Origin of the sequence: Parolsenella sp. LCP21S3_E11 (genome assembly GCF_052118165.1) — a bacterium.
Lineage (GTDB): Bacteria > Actinomycetota > Coriobacteriia > Coriobacteriales > Atopobiaceae > Parolsenella.
The window spans coordinates 1-18,699 of the sequence record NZ_JBQKHS010000011.1 but is presented as its reverse complement, the minus strand read 5'-3'; the positions used below and the strand labels follow the sequence as shown (position 1 = coordinate 18,699).

Annotated in this window: 15 protein-coding genes; 4 read left to right on the top strand and 11 right to left on the bottom strand. The window is 66.7% G+C overall.

Annotated features, from left to right (window positions below; genetic code table 11):
* Positions 1 to 130: 130 nt before the first annotated feature.
* Together ACTQ1Z_RS07970 and ACTQ1Z_RS07965 are read right to left on the bottom strand one after the other, a co-directional pair.
* Positions 131 to 1,504: an ATP-binding protein gene (locus ACTQ1Z_RS07970; RefSeq protein ID WP_441860100.1), complete on the bottom strand. Its 1,374-nt coding sequence runs from the start codon at positions 1,502 to 1,504 to the stop codon at positions 131 to 133.
* Positions 1,505 to 1,830: 326 nt separating this feature from the next.
* Positions 1,831 to 3,027 (bottom strand): DUF1385 domain-containing protein, encoded by a 1,197-nt coding sequence (locus tag ACTQ1Z_RS07965; protein WP_441860098.1) that lies wholly within the window; start codon positions 3,025 to 3,027, stop codon positions 1,831 to 1,833.
* Positions 3,028 to 3,117: 90 nt separating this feature from the next.
* Between ACTQ1Z_RS07965 and ACTQ1Z_RS07960 the strand changes: the two genes are divergently transcribed.
* Positions 3,118 to 4,104: a hypothetical protein gene (locus ACTQ1Z_RS07960; protein ID WP_441860096.1), complete on the top strand. Its 987-nt coding sequence runs from the start codon at positions 3,118 to 3,120 to the stop codon at positions 4,102 to 4,104.
* Positions 4,105 to 4,366: 262 nt separating this feature from the next.
* Here the strand turns inward: ACTQ1Z_RS07960 and rpmE are convergent, their stop codons facing one another.
* A complete protein-coding gene (gene rpmE / locus ACTQ1Z_RS07955) occupies positions 4,367 to 4,792 on the bottom strand; it encodes a 50S ribosomal protein L31 (RefSeq protein WP_293815707.1) in 426 nt (141 codons plus the stop codon).
* A gap of 216 nt (positions 4,793 to 5,008) precedes the next feature.
* On the opposite strand from rpmE, the gene ACTQ1Z_RS07950 reads away from it, so the two are divergent.
* Positions 5,009 to 5,863, top strand: coding sequence for a type III pantothenate kinase (locus tag ACTQ1Z_RS07950; protein WP_441860094.1), 855 nt, complete (start codon positions 5,009 to 5,011; stop codon positions 5,861 to 5,863).
* A 153-nt stretch (positions 5,864 to 6,016) separates the two neighbouring features.
* Here the strand turns inward: ACTQ1Z_RS07950 and ACTQ1Z_RS07945 are convergent, their stop codons facing one another.
* From ACTQ1Z_RS07945 to ACTQ1Z_RS07935, 3 genes are all read right to left on the bottom strand, one after another.
* Positions 6,017 to 6,868, bottom strand: coding sequence for a biotin--[acetyl-CoA-carboxylase] ligase (locus ACTQ1Z_RS07945; RefSeq protein ID WP_441860092.1), 852 nt, complete (start codon positions 6,866 to 6,868; stop codon positions 6,017 to 6,019).
* Positions 6,859 to 8,490: a dihydropteroate synthase gene (folP, locus tag ACTQ1Z_RS07940; RefSeq protein WP_441860090.1), complete on the bottom strand. Its 1,632-nt coding sequence runs from the start codon at positions 8,488 to 8,490 to the stop codon at positions 6,859 to 6,861. Before folP ends, ACTQ1Z_RS07945 begins: the two co-directional genes overlap by 10 nt.
* 115 nt (positions 8,491 to 8,605) lie before the next feature.
* A complete protein-coding gene (locus ACTQ1Z_RS07935; protein WP_441860088.1) occupies positions 8,606 to 9,358 on the bottom strand; it encodes an NAD-dependent protein deacylase in 753 nt (250 codons plus the stop codon).
* Positions 9,359 to 9,545: 187 nt separating this feature from the next.
* Here ACTQ1Z_RS07935 and ACTQ1Z_RS07930 point away from each other — a divergent pair, with 187 nt between their 5' ends.
* Positions 9,546 to 10,550 carry a patatin-like phospholipase family protein gene (locus tag ACTQ1Z_RS07930; protein WP_441860086.1) on the top strand — a complete coding sequence of 335 codons (1,005 nt, stop codon included), beginning with the start codon at positions 9,546 to 9,548 and terminating at the stop codon, positions 10,548 to 10,550.
* A gap of 281 nt (positions 10,551 to 10,831) precedes the next feature.
* A complete protein-coding gene (locus tag ACTQ1Z_RS07925) occupies positions 10,832 to 11,662 on the top strand; it encodes an exodeoxyribonuclease III (protein WP_441860084.1) in 831 nt (276 codons plus the stop codon).
* Positions 11,663 to 11,818: 156 nt separating this feature from the next.
* Here ACTQ1Z_RS07925 and ACTQ1Z_RS07920 read toward each other — a convergent pair whose 3' ends face one another.
* From ACTQ1Z_RS07920 to tilS, 5 genes are all read right to left on the bottom strand, one after another.
* Positions 11,819 to 12,616 carry a phosphatase gene (locus tag ACTQ1Z_RS07920; protein WP_441860082.1) on the bottom strand — a complete coding sequence of 266 codons (798 nt, stop codon included), beginning with the start codon at positions 12,614 to 12,616 and terminating at the stop codon, positions 11,819 to 11,821.
* 10 nt (positions 12,617 to 12,626) lie between these two features.
* Complete coding sequence (locus tag ACTQ1Z_RS07915) at positions 12,627 to 13,823, bottom strand: pyridoxal phosphate-dependent aminotransferase (protein WP_441860080.1); 1,197 nt, start codon at positions 13,821 to 13,823, stop codon at positions 12,627 to 12,629.
* Between the two features lie 338 nt (positions 13,824 to 14,161).
* Positions 14,162 to 16,258 (bottom strand): ATP-dependent zinc metalloprotease FtsH, encoded by a 2,097-nt coding sequence (gene ftsH, locus ACTQ1Z_RS07910; RefSeq protein ID WP_441860078.1) that lies wholly within the window; start codon positions 16,256 to 16,258, stop codon positions 14,162 to 14,164.
* Position 16,259: 1 nt separating this feature from the next.
* Positions 16,260 to 16,811, bottom strand: coding sequence for a hypoxanthine phosphoribosyltransferase (gene hpt / locus ACTQ1Z_RS07905; RefSeq protein ID WP_293837074.1), 552 nt, complete (start codon positions 16,809 to 16,811; stop codon positions 16,260 to 16,262).
* Between the two features lie 248 nt (positions 16,812 to 17,059).
* Positions 17,060 to 18,622 carry a tRNA lysidine(34) synthetase TilS gene (gene tilS, locus ACTQ1Z_RS07900; protein ID WP_441860075.1) on the bottom strand — a complete coding sequence of 521 codons (1,563 nt, stop codon included), beginning with the start codon at positions 18,620 to 18,622 and terminating at the stop codon, positions 17,060 to 17,062.
* Positions 18,623 to 18,699: the final 77 nt, after the last annotated feature.

The following is an 18,699-nucleotide window of genomic DNA, read 5'->3' as shown; positions in this document are numbered from 1 at the left end:
GACGCGAAACCGAGCAGGCGGCGACGCGCGCAGGCGAGCGGCAGGGTCTGCAACTCGGCGCCACGCGGAGGGGTGCGGACTCGCATTCGTCAAATTCAGCACCAGCTTTTTCGACTCGAGCTGAGACTCCCTAGTTCCACGCATCCATGCAGAAGGCAGCGTAAAGCGGCAGGCTTCTGAGTTCGGCGCCGCTCTCAAGCTCCATGCGACCAAACTCGTTCTCAGAAAGACGTACTCCGAACGGCGCGTGGCTCTCCCTCATAAAGCGCGAGAAGGTCTTAGCGCTCACGTTGCGGGCAGACTTGACCTCGACGGGAATGACCTCGGCCCTCTTCGTCTGATAAACAAAGTCGATTTCTCCCCGTTGGCCATTATCCTCGGGCATCCAATAGAAGGTCTTGAGACCAGCCGCCTTAAGGGCCTGCATCACGTAGTTCTCCGCCAACGCACCCCTGAAGTCTGAGGAGAGCGACGCCTGAAGCTCGGGATTGACAAAGAGGCCGGGAGAAACCCCGAATTTGTTGAACATAACGCCTGTATCCGCCACGTAAACCTTGAAGAAACTGCCCTCTTCATCGTTATAAGGCGCAAGCGGCGCTCGCGCGTCGCGCGTAAGGTCATTGATGGACACGACACCCGCCGCCGCAAGCCACTCGAGGGGCTCAAGAAGACGCGCGCGCCTGCCGCCGCGCACAACTTCCGAGTACTTAAACTTCTTGGTGGACGCGCGAAGTAGCTGCTTGGGCAAGCTATCCCAGATCCTTTTGGCAGAAATGCCACTGATGCCGTTGTCCACATCGGTCATATCAGCCGTATAGGTAGATTCGATCTCCGCAATCTCCTCCGCTGCGGCGTCAAGAGAGCCCGTGTCGCGGTACTGCCGCACGGGAAGCGGCATGCCGCCAACCATGAGGTAGCGACGGTAAAGATCGAGTGCTCGTTCATGCAGGACATAGGGCTCAAATGAGGCCGAGTGTTCACGAATCGCACGGGCCATGGCGTCCTCGTTTAACGCCCAGAGAAACTCCTCGAAGTCCATAGGAAGAAGCGTTGCCTGACGAACACCGGAGGGGAAGGGAAGCTTACGCTGGCGCGTCGCCACGCCAAGGAGGCTGCCGCTCGAAACAACCCGCCAGCGCGAGCCCGCGAAGAATCGAAGCGAGTTAAGGGCCCGCTCATCAAGCTGTACCTCGTCGAAGAAGAGCAGAGCTCGCGAAGGATCAAGGCCATCGACCCTCTTGTACTCCGCAAGGCGCCGAACAATGGCGTCAACATCGTCCGTGGGACCATCGAAAATACGCTCGACCGCCGCAAGGTCTGTCTGGAAATCGAGGCGAACAAACTGGTCGCCTGCAAGCTCAGCACCCGCTCGGTCGAGAAGATAGGTCTTTCCGGTACGCCTCGCACCCGTCACAAGAAGAGGATGCTCCATGTCCTCATGGAACCAGTTCTCAATCGTCTGGGAAAACTTGCGCCTGAGCGGGAGCGATGCCATGTCTGTCATTGTTCTGTTCCATCTTTCTCGCGTACACCATGTACACAATTTTATGCGATTTCGTGTACAGCTTGTACACGATTTTCTGTAATTTCGTGTACAGCGTGTACACGATTTTGCAGATTTTCGTGTACACATCCGAGCGGGGGGATGGCTACGCCGCTAGGATTGCCAGGCCGCGGGGCTGGCGACAACATGCGAAGGCGAACGGCATGCCGCGCAAAGCCAGCGGCGCGCGAAAATGGACGGCAAGGCCGCAGTGAGCAGCAGGGGCGTGGCACGGCGGCGCACAAAAGCGAGCGGCAGGACCCGCGGCGAGTAGCAGGACCCGCGGCTCAGCGCTGCGTCTGGCCCGCGTGACGCACGCCGGCGTCTATGCCGGCAGCCTCCTCACGCGAGCGCACGCACTCGAGCGCGGCAATAGCGCACTCGAGCATGCCGTCGTCGGGCTCACGCGTGGTGAGCCGCTGCATCTGAAGACCCGGCCACAGCACGGCGCGGACGATTGGCAGCTCAGGGTGAGCTCCGGCCCACTTCACCGTGACCTCGTAGGAAAGGCCCGCAACGAGGGGCAGCAACGCGATGCGGCTCGCTGCAACGAACGCCGTGCGCACCACGCCCACGAGGCCCCACTCCTCCGCCCATAGCGCCACAGGCACGAGCGTGTTCACGAAGATCGCCACGAGCATCGTCATGATGAGGAACGCCGTTCCGCACCTAACGTGCAGGCGCGAGAAGCGCCTGGCATTCTCCGGCGTGAGCGGCAGGCCATGCTCGAAGCAGTGGATGCAGAGGTGCTCCGCGCCGTGATAGCCAAAGACGCGCCGCATGTCCGGCATGAGGCCGATGGCCCAGATGTAGACCACGAAGATCGCGATGCGAAGACAAGCCTCGACGAGGTTCCAGCGGATGGCGTTGTCAGGGGCGTAGTCGCCCACCAGGAGGTTCGCCACGAAGACCGGGACAACCATAAAGAGCGCCACGCCGAGAAGGACGCCCAGCACGGCGGAGACGCCCATCAGGAGGGGAGACATGGCGTCGGGCTCGGCGGAGGCGGGCTCAACGGCAGCGCCAAGCGCGCCGGCGGCGGAGGCGTCGGGCTCGGCGGCGAGGCCTGCCGACTCGCTGTCGGCGGCGGAGGCGGGATCGGAGATGGGCTCGCTGTCGACGGCATCCGAGGCGGCAACGGGATCGGGCGCGTCAGGGACGCGCCCGGCGGCGAGAAGCGACGCGAAGGTCTCGCCCTCCGCGTCATAGGCGTGGTCCGCAGCGAGGTTCATCGCCTTGAACGAGAGCGCCATCGATTCGACGAACGAAACGCAGCCGCGCACGAGGGGCCAGCGGCGCCAGACGGGGCTCGCCGCCGGATCCGGCAGCTCGTGTTCCTCGACATAGATGTGCCCGCTCGGCTCGCGAACGGCGACGGCCCACGAAAGCTTGCCTCGCATCATCACGCCCTCGGTCAGCGCCGAACCGCCGATGTGCGTGCGGAACAGCTCTCCCTCCTCAGCGATTTTCTCGTCTTTTGCCACGGTTCTCCCCTCGCGCCCATCTCGGCGTGGCTGGCTGCCTTAGTTAGGGGTACGCTACTACAGTCTGCAAACACACGCACCGGAGGACCCATGGCCAACAAGCCCGAGCCCCTATTCATCGAGGGCCACTATCACTTCACGCTCTCCTCGTACGACCCCGTCCAGATCACCATCACCGTCCCCCACGTCAGCGAGCGCGAGGTCGAGGCCGAGCTCAACGGCGCACTGCGCTCTCGCGGCCACGCGGGCGAGGACGCTCCGTCGGACGAGTGGGTCGCCGAGCACTTCGAGGGCATCGAGTCCCTTTCCGCCCTGCGCGATGCGATCCGCGTCGAGCAGGAGCACATGAACCAGGCGTACTCGGAGTTCTCCAAGGCCTCGCTCTGCGCCACTGAGCTCGCCAAGCGCCTCGAGCAGAGCGTCCCCGCCCAGCTCGTCCAGACGGCGTCGGACAGCCTCATCCAGGGCTACCAGCAGTACACCCAGCAGCAGGGCCTGCCCCTCGAGGCCGTCCTCTCCGGCATGGGCATGAGCCCGGAGGAGTTCCAGGCCATGCTCGCCAACCAGGCAATCGAACTCGCCACCCAGGAGGCCGCTCTTGACGCCTTCGCAGACGAGTATGCCATCGTCGCCGACGAGTCCGAGCTACCCGGCGTGCTCGAGGTTTCGCCTACCATGGCGAAGCAAATTATCGAGGACGCACGCGCCCACAACGCACTCGATGACCTCTTGCGCGTCGCCATTCGCACGAAGGTGAGGAACATCCTCGCAGCTGAGGCCGAGGTCACCTACGAGCATGAGAGCGCGGAGGACGCCGAGAAGCGCGTCGAGCAGATGCTTGCCGAGCGTGCGAACTGGACCTTCCCCGAGGATGACGGATGCTGCTGCGGTTGCTGCGGCGACGGCGACCACAGCCATGGTGAGGGCTGCTGCTGCGGCGGTCACGATCACAGCGAGGGCGACTGCGGCGGCGGCGAGCACGGCCACGGCGAGGGCGACTGCCGCTGCGGAGGCCACGGCGACGGTTGCTGCGACCACAGCGAGGGTGACGATCGCCCGCACCTGAAGCTGGTCTAGAGCTGGGCTGGCGCAGAGACGACGCGCTTCCGGGTCAACGACGTTCCGAGCCGGCGGCGCTCCGGGCAAACCTGCATAGAGAATCGAACGAGGCGGGGCGCTCCACATGGGTGCCCTGCCTTTTTGCGCGCTTGCTACCACGTCCCGCGGGAGCGCGGACGCAGGGCGCGCATGCGAACGAGGACCCAGGCGTCCGCGCACACAAAAAGCCCCGCACGGCTCAATGCCATGCGGGGCTTATTCGTGCTATGAGAGCGAAATGCTACTCGGCAGCAGCCTCGGTCTCGGTGGCCTCAGCGGCGACCTCGGCGGGAGCCTCGGCCTCAGCCTTGGCGGCCTCGGCAGCGGCCTTCTTGGCGTACTCGGCAGCACGCTTGGCCTTCTCGGCGGCCTTGGCCTCAGCAGCGGCCTTGCGAGCAGCCTCGGCCTCGGCGGCCTTAGCCTCACGGGCGGCCTTGGCGGCAGCGGCCTTCTCGAGCTGGGCGGCAGCGGCGCCACCGAACTTGTCGGCGAAGCGCTGGACGCGTCCACCGGTGTCAACGAGCTTCTGCTGGCCGGTGTAGAACGGGTGGCACTTGTCGCAGAGGTCGACGGTCAGGGAAGAGACGGTGGAGCGGGTGGTCCAAGTGTTGCCGCAGCTGCAGCGGACGGTGCACTCGACGTAATCCGGGTGGATACCCTTCTTCATTGCAGGACTCCTTCTTGCTTCGCGCCTGGTTACCGACCAGGCAATGGAACTCCCCGGGGATGGTCCGGAGATGCCTTGGTTTCCGACCAAGGCTTCAAGCCTTTGAATGGTAGCATGGGCCTTGTTTCATGTCACGAATTTGTTGGGGTTTGAGCGCCCAAACACGCCAAGCTCCACGATGCCGCCACTTCACGCGGCCACGGCAAAGGGGCAACCATGTTCCTCGCGATTGACGTAGGCAACACCCAGACCACCATCGGCTTGCTCGAAAATGGCAACGTCTGCCAGCGCTGGCGCCTCAAGACGGACCGCGCAGACACCTCTGACGAGCTTCACGCGCATCTCCGCGGCTTCCTTGCGCTGCGCGACTACGAACTCGGCGGTATCGAGGCAGCGGCTGTTTCCAGCGTCGTGCCCATCCTCACCAAGATGTGGGACGCGGCCCTCACGGACGCCTTCGGCACCAGACCTTACCTCGTCCATGGCAGCACAGATTGCTGCATGGAGATCGCCATGCCCTACCCCACGCAGGTAGGTGCGGACCGCATCGCCAATGCCGTCGAGGCGCGCGCCGCCTATGGCTCGCCCGCGATCGTCGTGGACTTTGGCACCGCGACGAACATCGACGTAGTGGATTTCCGCGGTCGCTATCGCGGCGGATGCATCGCGCCGGGCCTCATGCTCTCCGCGACCGCGCTGTTCGACCGCGCCGCCAAGCTCGCATCCATTCCCATCGAGGTTCCGCCCGCGCCCATCGGCGACACGACGGAGCACGCGCTGCAGTCTGGCCTCGTGTTGGGTGTCGCCGCCCAGGCGGAGGGCCTCGTCCGCCGCATAAAGGAGCAGCTTGCCGACGAGGCGGAGCGGGAGGCGCTGGCCTCCTTCGCGGGAGGCGACGAGGACCGAGCGCATGCGGTTCAGGCGGCACGCAAAGAGGTTCTCGACTGCCCCGTCATCGCCACGGGAGGCCTCTCGCGCGTCATCGAGCGCGCGACGGACGTCTTTGACTCGGTCGACATGGACCTCACGTTGCGCGGAGTCTGGCGCATCTGGAGCATGCACCAGGCGTAGGGGCAAGCGGCGCGCGCGGACGTGCAACGCGGCGTACTGCCACACGACACGCGCGGACGGTGGCGCGCGAACCATATGGCGCGAACAAAAGCGGGGCGGCTCCAGCACGATGCGGAGCCGCCCCGAGGCGTTTGTTGGAGGCTAGGCAGGCGCCTACTTCGCGGTACGGCGCAGACTTGCCTGTTCGCTCGAGACGACAACCTCGCGGCCGTCCTCCAGACGAACGGTCGCGCGCCCCCAAACGTCGACAGCCACGAAGTCGCCCGTCGCGGCGACGTTGCCGTTGGGGTAGACCACGTCGACGCGCGCACCCATGAGCGGCAGCACATCGAAATACTCCGAGAGCACGGGTGCCAGCGGGCCAGCCACGGCATGGCCCGAGTTCACGGCGGCGGCCCAGGCGTCCGCGCGAGCCACCACGGCGTCGCGGATGGCCTGCGCAAGCTCATCGAAGCCGGGAACCTCGGCGCCCTCGGCCATTGCGTCCGCAATGCCTGCGGGCGCGAGCGGATTCACGCTTCCCATGTCACCCTCGAGCACCGGACGCTCGAGGTTCACGCCGATGCCACAGACCGCGAACATGCCGGAGTCGCCCGTGCCTGCCTCGACGAGGATTCCCGCGAGTTTGCGATCGGGGACGGAGGCGTCCGCGGCAGAAACCACCACGTCGTTTGGCCACTTGAGGGTCGCGCGAGTGGCACCAAGGGAGTGCAGCGCGTCGAGCACGCCCATGCCACACACGGCCGAGATGCCCATGTAGTGGCTCATCGGGACGTCCGGGCGGAGAAGCACGGAGAGGTAGAGGCCCGTCGAGGGAGAGCCCCAACCGTGGCCACGGCGGCCGCGACCAGCGGTTTGCTCGTGAGCGGCGACGCAGGCGCCATGCGGGGCAGAGCCGCGACCCAGCTCCATGACATCGTCGTTCGTCGACCCCGTGCTGGCAACGATTTGCAGCTCGGGTGCCCCTGCGACGCAATCGGCGTTCTCTATCTCAGCTACTCCCATGAAATCTCTCCCAGGTCAGCGCGAACGAGGCCCACACGCTCCTCGCGCGGCTTGATCGAAATGCCCGCGTGCGTGAGGAAGCGGACGGGATCGTGCATGAGGTCCTCCATCGGCACGAGCACGAAGTCGCGCTCGCCCAGAAGCGGGTGCGGCAGGGCGAGCTTGCGGCCGGCGTGGGTCTCCCCCTCCATCCAGAGGAGGTCGCAGTCGATGGTGCGGGGGCCGTGGCCCTCCTGTCCGGGAACGCGCTTGCGGCCGAGCTGCTTCTCCACGCCCATGAGCGCGTCGAGCAGGACGAGGGGCGCGAGCTCGGTCTTTATCTCAGCGACGGCATTGGCGACGGGAAGCGCGATGCCGTAGGCGGGGTCCGTCTCGTAGGCATGGCTCACGCCGGTGACGCACGTGAGCGGGATGGCGTTGATGAGCTCGCAGGCACGGGCGAGGTACTCGACGCGGTCGCCGACGTTCGAGCCCAGCGCCACGAACGCGCGGCGCGGATCCGGATGGGCGATGGCCCAGTACGAGTCAAGCGCCTGCGAGACGCCCGCCACGTCATGGACGCGCAGAACACGGGCGCCCGCCGCCACGGCGGCGATGCAGACGCCGGCGGTCGCCGCGTCGCGCGCGGGAGCCTCCGTCACGCCGGAGACGGCGCCCACGAAGCGCTTGCGCGAGACGGCGCAAAGCACGGGATAGCCCATAGAGACCATCTTGGCGCAGGCGCGCTGGATGACGACATCCTCATCCGCGAGCTTACCGAAGCCGGGGCCAGGATCGATGCAGATGCGGTCGCGGGCAACGCCGGCGCGCATGAGCTCGCGGGCCTGGTCGCCGAGGAAGCCCATGACGCGGCGCATGATGGGCGCCTCCTCCGGCAGGGTGAAGCGGCGGTTGCCTCCCGCCAGGGAGACGGAAGCGCTCGTCACGCCACGGGCGCTGCGACGCATGACCTCGTCAAGACGCTCGGCCGCGGCGGCGTCCGCGCGCTCGGCCGCGGTGGGTTCATCAGGTGCGCTAGCTGCGGCGATATCGGCAGCCTTCGCGTTTGCTGCGGCGCCGGTGGGGGCGCTAGGCAGGGGCGCGGCACTCGTGGCGGTACCCGTGAGGCCAGCGGCGGCAGCTCGGGCGGCGGCGCTCGAGTCGAGCGTGACAGTCTGGCGCGGTGCGCGCTCGGAGACCTCGCCGGCATGCATGACGATGCAGCCGCAGTCGCTCTCCTGGGCGACGCGCACCATCTCGGGATTGGTGAAGCCCGTCACGTCATTGATGATGGAGGCACCGAGCTTGACGGCGAGGCGCGCGACCTCGGGGTGACGCGTGTCGATCGAGACGATGGCACCCGCGTCGGCCAGCGCGCGGATCACGGGGATAACGCGCTTGCCCTCCTCGTCCGGAGAGACCGCGGTAAAGCCGGGGCGCGTCGACTCGCCGCCAATATCGATGATGTCCGCACCCTCGTCGAGCATGCGAAGGCCCCACTCAATCGCAGCGGCGGTCGTGGCGTGGGCGCCGCCGTCCGAGAAGGAGTCGGGCGTGACGTTGAGCACGCCCATAATGCGCGGGCGTGCGAGCGATATCTCGTGTTTTCCGCAGCGCCAGGTCATCTGGTCTTCTCGAAGCATAGGCACCTTTCCGTCGTGATTAGCTCTCTCGATTGTAGCGGGCGGGCAGATTTCGCGCCGTCGCGCGGAAACCCAACACAGAACGGGAAGGTGTGACGATACCACCCCGGAATCGCTAGAAGTCGAAGGCCTTGGCGATATCGGCCTGGATGATGACGCTGGCGCGCGAGCTCACGGGGATGGGGTCGCGATTCACAACCACGAGCTCCTGGCCGAGGAAATAGTCGACCAGACCTGCCGCGGGATAGACCACGAGACTCGTCCCTCCCACGATCAGCATGTCCGCCTGCTGGATCGCGCGCACGGAGTCGTGAATCACGCGGTCATCGAGGCTTTCTCCGTAGAGCACAACGTCGGGCTTGATCGCGCCGCCGCACTCGGGGCAGACGGGGACGCCACGCTCGTCCTCGTGTTCGCGCGACATAATCCACTCGGCAGAATAGGTGGCGCCGCAACGCTGGCAGATGTTGCGACGGACCGATCCGTGCAGCTCGAGAACGTTCTTCGAACCCGCTGCCTGATGCAGGCCGTCGATGTTCTGGGTCACCACGGCGGTGAGCTTGCCCTTGCGCTCGAGCTCGGCGAGCTTGAGGTGCGCCTGGTTGGGCTTGGCACCAAGCGCGATCATCTTCGTGCGATAGAACTCGAAGAACTCGGCGGGATGGGTCTCGTAGAAGCCGTGCGAGAGCATGGTCTCCGGCGGGTAGTCGAACTGCTGGTTGTACAAGCCGTCAACGCTGCGGAAATCCGGGATGCCGCTGGCCGTGGAGACGCCCGCGCCACCAAAGAAGACAATGCGCTCGTGGCGCTCGACGCGAGCCTTGAGCTCGGCGGCGGCCTCGGTTGGGTCCGTGATGGTGATGGGCATGGGAGCCTCGATTCTCGAGCGTGGTCACTTCGGCACAAGCATAGACCTTGGCAAACGGCCGGGTGCCGGGGCAGCCGGGTGCCGGGTTAACCGGGTGCCGGAGCGGCCGGACGCCAGGGCGGATCAGAACCTCTTCACTCCGTCGTGCTAAAGTGCCATAGACCGCCAGGACAAGAAAGGGGCCAACATGGAGTCAACCAGCACACCTTCCGAGGCAGTGGCTCCGCCCAACGCTTCCGGGATCGTGCGGCCCACCCCGGCAGTCGCCCCCGCTAACGCTCTCGAAGCCGTGCGGCCCACCCCGGCGATCGCCCCCGCCAACGTCCCCGGCGTGGGGCTCGTGCTGGAGGGCGGTGGCATGCGCGCCGCACACACCGCCGGCATCGTGGCCGCGCTCATCGAGCACGAGGTTTGGTTCCCCTACGTCTGCGGCGTCTCCGCCGGCTCCTCCAACGCAGTCAACTACCTCTCGCGCGATGCGGATCGCACGCGCCAGGCCTTCGTCGACATCGCCGGAGACGATCGCTTCGGCGGCATCGGCTCGCTCATGCACCGCAACGGCTTCTTCAACGCGGACTTCCTCTACGAGCGCGCCATTCAGGACGGCACGCTGCCGTTTGACTGGGACACCTTCCTAGCGAATCCCGCGCAGCTCCGCATCCAGGCCTTCGAGCGAGACACGGGCCGCACCGTCACCTGGACGCGCGATGACATGACCTCGCGCGTGGGCATGGCGAGTCTCGTCCGCGCGAGCTCCACCATGCCGTTCGTCATGAAGCCCATCGAGGTGGGCGGCCAGGTCATGCTCGATGGCGGGCTAGGCACGGGCGCGGGGATTCCGCTGCACATGGCGGAGGAGGACGGCTTCGAGCGCTTCTTCTTCATCGCGACGCGCCCTGCCGGCTACCGCAAGGAGCCTATAGGCCACGGCACCCGCGGCATCATGCGCCGCGTCTGCGCCGGGCAGCCCCACGTCTTCGAGGCACTCGCCACGCGCGCGGAGCGCTACAACGCGGCACTCGACCATCTGGCCGAACTCGAGCGCGAAGGCCGTGCCCTCGTCGTACGGCCGGAGAGCATGCCCATCCAGAACACCGAGACGAACGTCGAGCGCCTCCGCGCCGTCTTCGACCAGGGCCACGCCCTGGCAGAGCGCGAGATGGACAACTGGCTGGAGTGGCTGAAGGGCTAGCCGCCGCTCGACGCCGAGCCACGGAAGCGCCCTCGGTTCGCCAGCCCTCGGTTCGCCGAGACATGCAGAAATTCGAGTTATAGCGACGATTGGGACCCCATAACTCGAAGAAACGCATGTCTCGGCTCCGGGGTCAGCCCGCTGGTCGCCCGCCTCGGCGCCGGGGTCAGCCCGCTGGTCGCCCGCCTCGGCGCCGGAGCAGCCCACGCGACGTCCGTCAGCGGCCCGCTGCGACGCCGCTGGGCTACAATCCTCCTGCACGCAACAACTTTGGAGGAACCATGCCAAACGCCCGCGAGCTCAGGCTCGTTTCTTGGAACGTCAACGGCCTTCGCGCCGTCATGAAGAAGGACCCGAGCTTCACCCAAGTCGTCGAGGATACGGCGGCAGACGTCTTCGCCATCCAGGAGACGAAGCTACAGGCCGGCCAGATCGAGCTCGACCTCCCCGGCTACCACCAGACCTGGAGCTACGCGGAACGCAAGGGCTACTCCGGCACTGCGGTCTTCAGCCGAGAGGAGCCGCTCCAGGTCCTTCGCGCGGACGCCCTGCTCCCCATCGCGCACGAGGTCCTCTCCGCGGAGGACGAGGAGCTCGTCGCCGTCGCCGCGACCGAGGGCCGCGTCTGCGCCCTCGAATTCCCAGAGTATTGGTTCGTAGACGTCTACACGCCCAACGCCCAGGGCGAGCTCATGCGCATCGACACGCGCCTCGCGTGGGACACCGCCTACCGCGAGTTCCTCTGCCGCCTCGCCACGGAGAAACCCGTGGTCACCTGCGGCGACTTCAACGTGGCCCACGAGGAGATCGACCTCAAGAATCCCGGCCCCAACCGCGGCAACGCGGGCTTCTCGGACGAGGAGCGCGAGTCCTTCACGCGCCTGCTCGACGCCGGCTTCACCGACACCTTCCGCGCGCGATTTCCCGAGCTCACGGGCGCCTATAGCTGGTGGAGCTACCGCTTCAACGCCCGCAAGAACAACGCGGGCTGGCGCATCGACTACTTCCTCGTGAGCGACGACGTGGCAGACCGCGTGACCGGTGCCTCGATTCTCTCCGAGGTCTACGGAAGCGACCACTGCCCCGTCGAGCTCACAATCGAGCTGGGATAGCGGCGTCTCCCAAATGAATACCAGCGGGAACGCCGTACGCTGCGCTCGGGTGCCTTCGGAAAACCCTCGCTTCGCGTGCGGAGTCCCCGCCGGCTGACGTTTTATGCGACAAGCCACCCCCACCAACTCCGACGGCGAGGGCTTCTATCGACCTCTCTACTCTCCCAGGCCCGCAGCGGCCATCGCAGCGGTAAACGTCTGGGCGTTGGTCGTGGCGATGAGTTCCTGGGGGAAGTGAATCTCCTCGAGAACCTCGAGCGCCGGCTCGAACTTGCCGATGGAGCAGCAGATGTGGGCGTCCGTACTGACGGCGATCTTGCAGCCCAACTCGGCGCAGGTCTCCGCGATCTTGCGGCAAGAGGTGGTCACGGCCTCGCGCTTGAACTCGAGGCTGTGGGCGTTGATCTCGATCAGCTTGCCCAGTCGCGCCGCCTCGGCGACAACCTCTCGCACGTCGAAGTCCACACCGGAGCGGCCGATGTGTCCGAGGATGAGGACCTTGGGGTCATGCAGGGCATTCAGGTACATCTGCGTACCCGCGACGGTTCCCGATCCACGCGTGAACGAGCGGTCGTGCACGCTTGCGATCACGTAGTCACAATCGGAGAAGACCCTCTCCTTGAGGGTCGTGGCCTCGGCGAGAGGCGCGCCGTTGATCTCCATGTCAACCGGGATGTCATAGCCGAAGAGGTGTCCGTCGAGGTCAACGATGTCCGCCTCGCAGCCATGCATAAGGCGCACGCCCTCCCAGACTTTGGGCCACGCGCCGAAGTTGAAGAAGAACTGGAAGTCTCGCATGCGCTGCTCGGGGAAGAGCATGCAGCTGAAGTGCTCGGTATCGCCCAGAACCTCGACGCCCCGCTCGGCGGCGGCGAGAACGTTCTCGCGAATGGTCGAGTACGCGTGGCGGGAGAAGAGCGTGTGGGTGTGAACGTCGCAGCGGTTAGTGAGCATGGGCACCTTCCTACTTGTACTCCGCCGCCAGCGCCTTCCAGGCGGGCAGCGAGTTGACGATCAGGTCGTGGCTCACGCAATAGCTTACGCGAACCCAACCGGGGCAGCCGAAGGAATCGGACGGGACGGGCAGCAGCTCGTGGGCCTTCGCACGCTCGAAGAACGCATTGGCATCGGGCTCGAGTGCCTTGACCCAGAGGTAGAAGGCACCGTTCGGCTCGACGTACTCGAAGCCGGCCGCGGCGAGGCCCTCCGTGAGGGCAGCGCGGTTCTCGGCATAGGCGGCGACGTCGCTCGGCTCGTCGACGCAATCAGTCACCACGCGCTGGAAGATGGCCGGCGCGCAGACGAAGCCCAGCGTGCGGCCCGCGCCGGCAATGGTGAGGACGAGGCGGTCGTGCTCGGGGTTGGTGGGCGGCACGAGCACCCAGCCGATGCGCTCGCCCGGCAGCGACAGGCTCTTGGAGTAGCTGTAGCAGACAATGGTGCGAACGTAGATGGCCGGCACCCACGGCACCTCGGCACCATAGGTGATCTCGCGATAGGGCTCGTCGGAGATGAGGTAGATGGGGTGACCCAGCTCCTCGCCGCGAGCCTCGAGCACGTCGGCGAGCTTCTCGAGCGTCTCGCGCGTGTAGACGGCGCCGGTGGGGTTGTTGGGCGAGTCAATGATCACGGCGGCGGTGCGTTCGGTAATGGCGGCGGAGACGGCGTCGGCGTCAACCTGGAAGGTCGTGGCGTCAGCCATGACCTCGACGCAGGTGCAGCCACAGGTCTCGATCCAGACGCGGTACTCCGGGAAGTACGGGGCGATGACGATGACCTCGTCGCCGGGGTTGGTCACGGAGTGCAGCGTAATGGAGAGGGACGCGGCGGCGCCGCAGGTGAGGTAGAGGTCATCGGCCGCGGCGACGGGCGCGTCGCCCATCTCGGCGGAGAAGCGACGGGTGAGGGAGGCAGCGACGGCCTCACGGCAGGCGGGCAGGCCGTTTGCCGGCGTGTAGCCGTGGACCTGAACGGGCGGGAGCTCCGCGGAGTGCTTGAGCGACTCGGCGACGGCGGCGGGAGCGGGCACGCTCGGGTTGCCCAGGCTGAAGTCGAAGACGTTCTCGACGCCAATCTCGGCCTTGCGCACGGCGGCATAGGCCGCAATGTCTCGGATGGAGCTCTTGGATGCCCCGTAGCCGTACATCGTCTCGTTGATCATGTCGTCCCCCTCGATCGCGATTGGCTTGTCGTGTCAGCGTGGGCCGGGTAGCAGCGCGCTATGTCGCATTCTATCCCTCCGATGGCAGCGCTAGGTTACGACGGCGCTACATATGACAGCGACGGGCGGACGCGGAGCGTAGAGGCCGCCGCGGGGACGACGCGGAGAGGCGCCCGGCCCAGTGCCAGCGCCGAGGGCAAGCCGTCGCGCAAATCGGCCGGCTCGCAAGAGGGCCGCCGCGGAGCCGCTGCGCAAATCGGGTCGCTGCGCAAAAAGGGGCGGCACGCAATCTGAACTGCGCGCCGCCCCTCGGACGGATCTTGCTTGTCCAGCCGTGACTAGTTCGCGTTGGCATCCTCGCCGGCGGCGGGCTCCTTCGCAGGCGCGGCGTCATCCGCGGCATCACCAGACTCGGCGGCAAGGGCGGCGTGGGCTGCCGCGGCGGCCTCTGCAGCCACAGCTTCATCGACCTCGCCAGGAGCAGCCTGCTTGCCGACGGTCTCCTCCGGGTGAGCCTCCAGGTAGTTGTCCCACTCGTTGTCGAGCAGGGCCTTCACGGCCTCGCCCTCGACGGTCTCACGGGAAAGAAGCACCTCGGCCATCGTGTTCATCTGGTCGCGACGGGCCTCAAGCACGGCGCGGGCGCGATTGTGGGCCTCACGCATGATGCGCTCGACCTCGTCATCGATGCGCTTGGCGGTCTCCGCCGAGTAGTCCTGGTGATCCGCATAGTCGCGGCCGAGGAAGACCTCGTGCTGCGCCTCGCCAAACACCTGCGTACCCAGCTCCTCGCTCATGCCCAGACGCGTGACCATCTGGCGCGCGATCTTCGTGGCGCGCTCGAGGTCATTGCTGGCACCGGTGGTGATGTCGTTGCAGAAGAGCTCCTCCGCGGTGCGGCCGCCCAGCAGCACGGCGATCTGGTCGAGCATGCCGTTACGCGTGTTGAGGAAGTGGTCCTCCTCCGGAAGCGAGAGCGTGTAGCCCAGGGCCTGGCCACGCGCGATGATCGAGATCTTGTGGACCGGATCCGCGTTGTCGAGGATGTGGCCGACAAGGGCGTGTCCGCTCTCGTGGTAGGCGATGGTCTTGCGCTCCTCCGCCGTCATGACGCGGCTCTTGCGTTCGGGGCCGGCGATGACGCGCTCCATTGCCTCCTCGACCTCGGCCATGGTGATCTGGGGCTTGTTGCGGCGGGCAGCGAGAAGGGCGCTCTCGTTCATGAGGTTCATGAGGTCCGCGCCGGTGAAGCCCGGAGTGAGCTGGGCGAGGCGCTTGAAGTCGACATCCGGGGCGAGCGGCTTGTTCTCCGCGTGAACGCGAAGGATGTGCTCGCGGCCGAGGACGTCCGGACGGTCGACCGTGACCTGGCGATCGAAGCGGCCGGGACGCAGCAGCGCCGGGTCGAGGATGTCCGGGCGGTTAGTGGCAGCGATGAGGATCACCGCGTCATTCGCCTCGAAGCCGTCCATCTCGACGAGGAGCTGGTTGAGCGTCTGCTCGCGCTCGTCATGGCCACCGCCGAGGCCCGCGCCACGCTGGCGACCGACGGCGTCGATCTCGTCGATGAAGATGATGCTGGGGCTCGCGGCCTTGGCCTGCTTGAAGAGGTCGCGGACGCGGCTCGCGCCAACACCCACGAACATCTCCACGAAGTCAGAACCGGAGATGGAGAAGAACGGCACGCCCGCCTCGCCGGCGACGGCCTTGGCAAGCAGCGTCTTTCCCGTGCCCGGAGGGCCAACGAGCAGCACACCGCGGGGGATCTTGGCGCCCATCTTCTGGAAACGCTCGGGCTCGGCGAGGAAGTCGCGAATCTCCTTGAGCTCCTCGACAGCCTCGTCCACACCGGCGACGTCGGCGAACTTGACCTTGGGGCGCGTCTGCTCCGTCGTCTTCGCCTTGGTCTTGCCAAAGCCCATGGCGCGGCCATTCTGGTTCTGCATGCCACGCATGAAGTAGACGAAGACGGCAACCATGATCAGCGTCGGGAGGACGGTGAACAGGAGGGTCTCGATCCAGTCATCGTTCGAGGTATCCACCACGTAGGTGGTGCCGGGGTGCTCCTCCATGAGCTCAGACAGGGAGTCGGAGCCAACGTAGGAGCTCTTGAAGGCGACGAGCTTGGAGTCATCGCCGACGTCCTGCTTGTTGTCCCAGTACTCGCCGGCAAGCTCGCCCGACGCCGCGCGATACGTGAGGTTGTCGACGCGGTCCTCCTTGATGGCGGTGACAACGTCATTCGTGGGGAGCTCCGCAGCACCCGCCTGGCCGGACATGAAGCCCGGCATGAAGGAGAAGACGATGTAGCCGATAAGCGCAAGCGTCAGGATGGTGTAGACGATGCCGCGGCGCTGGTCGCCAGGATTGGGCGTGCCGGGAGGCACCGGGGCGCCAGGGCGCTCAGGGCCGTTGCTCTGGTTGTTCTCACTCATGCTACTTACCGTAAACCTCCGGCTTGAGGACTCCAATGTAGGGCAGGTTACGGTAGCGCTCGGCGAAGTCGAGGCCATAGCCCACGATGAAGGAGTCAGGCACGTGCGCGCCCACGTAGCGCGGCTTGACGGCGGCGGTCTGACCCTCGACGTCCTTCACGAGGAAGGCCGCAATCTCGAGGGAGGCGGGCTTGCGCGAGCGCAGGTTCTTCATGAGGTAGGACAGCGTGAGGCCAGAATCGAGGATGTCCTCGATGATGAGGACGTCGCGGCCCTCGATCTTGGTGTCGAGATCCTTCACGATACGGACGACGCCCGAGCTCTTGGCGCCATCGCCGTAGCTCGAGACGGCCATGAAGTCGATGCCGAGCTCGCAGTCAATCGCACGCATGACGTCGCCCATAAAGACGACGGCGCCGCGCAGCACGGCGATGAGCAGCGGGTTCTTGCCTGCGTAGTCACGCGTGATCTCCGCGCCCATGCGGGTGACGATATCCTTGATGTCCTGCTCGGAGAGCACGACGCTCTCGACGTCTGGATGGATTTGCTCCATGGGAGCGCTCCTCTCTGAGGCCGGTCGCCTCATTTGCCCCACGGCGCCGCTTGCCGGCGCTCACGGTGGGAACTGCCATTCTACCAGCCCCGTCTGACAATAAACGGGACGGCGCGGGAAACGATGCGCAGGCGGTCGCCATCAGTTGACAAAGGGACAGTCCCTTTGTCAACCCGCCCCTTTGTCAACCCGCCGCAGCCACCTGAAAAAGGGACTGTCCCTTTTTCAGGTGGCCAGTGCGAGCTGCCTCACTGACGCGTGGGGACGAGTCGGAGCTCGAGGAGGACGCGGGAGGCGTCGGTCACACGGGCGCGCTCGTCGGCGCGGAGGGGTGCTACCCAGAGGATCCGCCCGCCGTCGCCGGTACGCACGACGGGCACACCGGCACGCTCCGCCGCAGGGACCTTCGCGTCGATCAGCAAGTCAGAAAGCTTCTTCGACTGACCGTGCATCCCCAGCGGGCAGAGCACCTCGCCCACCTCCGGCGAGGAGACCCAGAGGCTGCCGCCCAGGGGACCAAGCCCGCACGACTCGGCGTCAAGCAACACGGACGCACCCTCCCACTCGCGGGCGTGGGCGCGGGCGAGCGCCACCGGGTCACTCCCCGGGGCGACCTCGCGCAGGCGCGCCGTAAGCGTGCCGGCAGCAAGCAGAAGCGCACCCTCGGGCCCGGGAGCCGCGAGCACGCTCGAAGCGCCTGCCATCCCCTCGAGCGCGGGAACCTCGATCCAACCCGAGGTAGCGACACTGGCCTGTGCCACGCGGGCACGCACGAAGAGCATCCCGTACGAGACGCGCGCGTCGACGCCGCCCGGCAACGTGGCCGAGCCCTCGCCCGCCGCCACGAGCTCGAGCACGCGCGTAACGTGACGCGAATCGAGGCGGCAACCCGGGCGCGCCGCGAGCACTGCCATGCGCACGACGCGGCGCGCGATGGCGACGTCCGCCGCGGCGAGGCGAGCCCCATCGAGCACGACGAGCCCCTCCTCCTGCCTGCGCTCGAGGGCGCGGAACGCGCGGGAGGCGACCTGCGTGAGGTAGGAGTCCTCGTCCGAGAGGATCTCGCAGGTGGCGGCCATGCTCTCGAAGAGGCGCGGGTTGCGCTCGAGCGCCCGCGGCACGACCTCGTGGCGCACGAAGGACCGCAGGTAGCGGGTGTCGGCGTTCGTCGCGTCCTCGCGCCAAGCGATGCCGCGCATGCGGAGGAGACGGCAGAGCTCCTCGTGCGTGCGATCGAGTAGGGGGCGCACGATGCGGTTGCGCCGGCGCGGGATGGACGAAAGCCCCTGCGTGCCGGAGCCCTTGATGGCATGCATGAAGAAGGTCTCCGCACGGTCGTTGGCCGTGTGGGCGGTGAGGATGCGCGCGGCGGAGCGGGGCAGGCCCGCCTCCTCGCACAGGCGGTTCGCCAGACGCGTCGCCGCAGCGTAGCGCACCTCTCGTGCGACGTTCTCGACGTTGGAGTCGCCGGTGGCAGGGTCAGCTGCAAGCGCCGCGACGTCGACGCGCACGACCTCGACGGGGATGCCGAGGCTGGCGCAGAGCTCGCGCACGAAGGCCTCGTCGCCATCCGCCGCATCGCCCCTGAGCTGGTGGTTCACGTGGAGCACGTGGAGGCGTTCGCGGGCGATGCGCGCGAGCCCGCGGCCGTCGTCGATGTCGAGCTCGTCCGTCGCGGCGAGCAGGAGGAGGGCCGTGGAGTCCGCGCCGCCAGAGACCATGAGGACGACGGGGCCGGCCGCCTTGGCATCTTCGCGGCCGGCGCGCATGGGCGACGTCGCCGCCGCGTATCTCCTGCTCACACTTGTCATGGCACTCCCCTCGTGCGCTTTGGCTGCCGGCCCGGGCAGCCGGCGCCGCGCGCGTCCGGCGGCGCCCGTGCCCGCAC

Excerpts from the sequence above, each read along its gene's own strand:
- ftsH (WP_441860078.1), bottom strand. The coding sequence starts at position 16,258 with ATGAGTGAGAACAACCAGAGCAACGGCCCTGAGCGCCCTGGCGCCCCG.
- ACTQ1Z_RS07935 (WP_441860088.1), bottom strand. The coding sequence starts at position 9,358 with ATGCCCATCACCATCACGGACCCAACCGAGGCCGCCGCCGAGCTCAAG.
- ACTQ1Z_RS07925 (WP_441860084.1), top strand. The coding sequence starts at position 10,832 with ATGCCAAACGCCCGCGAGCTCAGGCTCGTTTCTTGGAACGTCAACGGC.
- hpt (WP_293837074.1), bottom strand. The coding sequence starts at position 16,811 with ATGGAGCAAATCCATCCAGACGTCGAGAGCGTCGTGCTCTCCGAGCAG.
- ACTQ1Z_RS07915 (WP_441860080.1), bottom strand. The coding sequence starts at position 13,823 with ATGATCAACGAGACGATGTACGGCTACGGGGCATCCAAGAGCTCCATC.
- ACTQ1Z_RS07945 (WP_441860092.1), bottom strand. The coding sequence starts at position 6,868 with ATGGGAGTAGCTGAGATAGAGAACGCCGATTGCGTCGCAGGGGCACCC.
- tilS (WP_441860075.1), bottom strand. The coding sequence starts at position 18,622 with ATGACAAGTGTGAGCAGGAGATACGCGGCGGCGACGTCGCCCATGCGC.
- rpmE (WP_293815707.1), bottom strand. The coding sequence starts at position 4,792 with ATGAAGAAGGGTATCCACCCGGATTACGTCGAGTGCACCGTCCGCTGC.
- ACTQ1Z_RS07920 (WP_441860082.1), bottom strand. The coding sequence starts at position 12,616 with ATGCTCACTAACCGCTGCGACGTTCACACCCACACGCTCTTCTCCCGC.
- ACTQ1Z_RS07930 (WP_441860086.1), top strand. The coding sequence starts at position 9,546 with ATGGAGTCAACCAGCACACCTTCCGAGGCAGTGGCTCCGCCCAACGCT.
- folP (WP_441860090.1), bottom strand. The coding sequence starts at position 8,490 with ATGCTTCGAGAAGACCAGATGACCTGGCGCTGCGGAAAACACGAGATA.
- ACTQ1Z_RS07950 (WP_441860094.1), top strand. The coding sequence starts at position 5,009 with ATGTTCCTCGCGATTGACGTAGGCAACACCCAGACCACCATCGGCTTG.
- ACTQ1Z_RS07970 (WP_441860100.1), bottom strand. The coding sequence starts at position 1,504 with ATGACAGACATGGCATCGCTCCCGCTCAGGCGCAAGTTTTCCCAGACG.
- ACTQ1Z_RS07960 (WP_441860096.1), top strand. The coding sequence starts at position 3,118 with ATGGCCAACAAGCCCGAGCCCCTATTCATCGAGGGCCACTATCACTTC.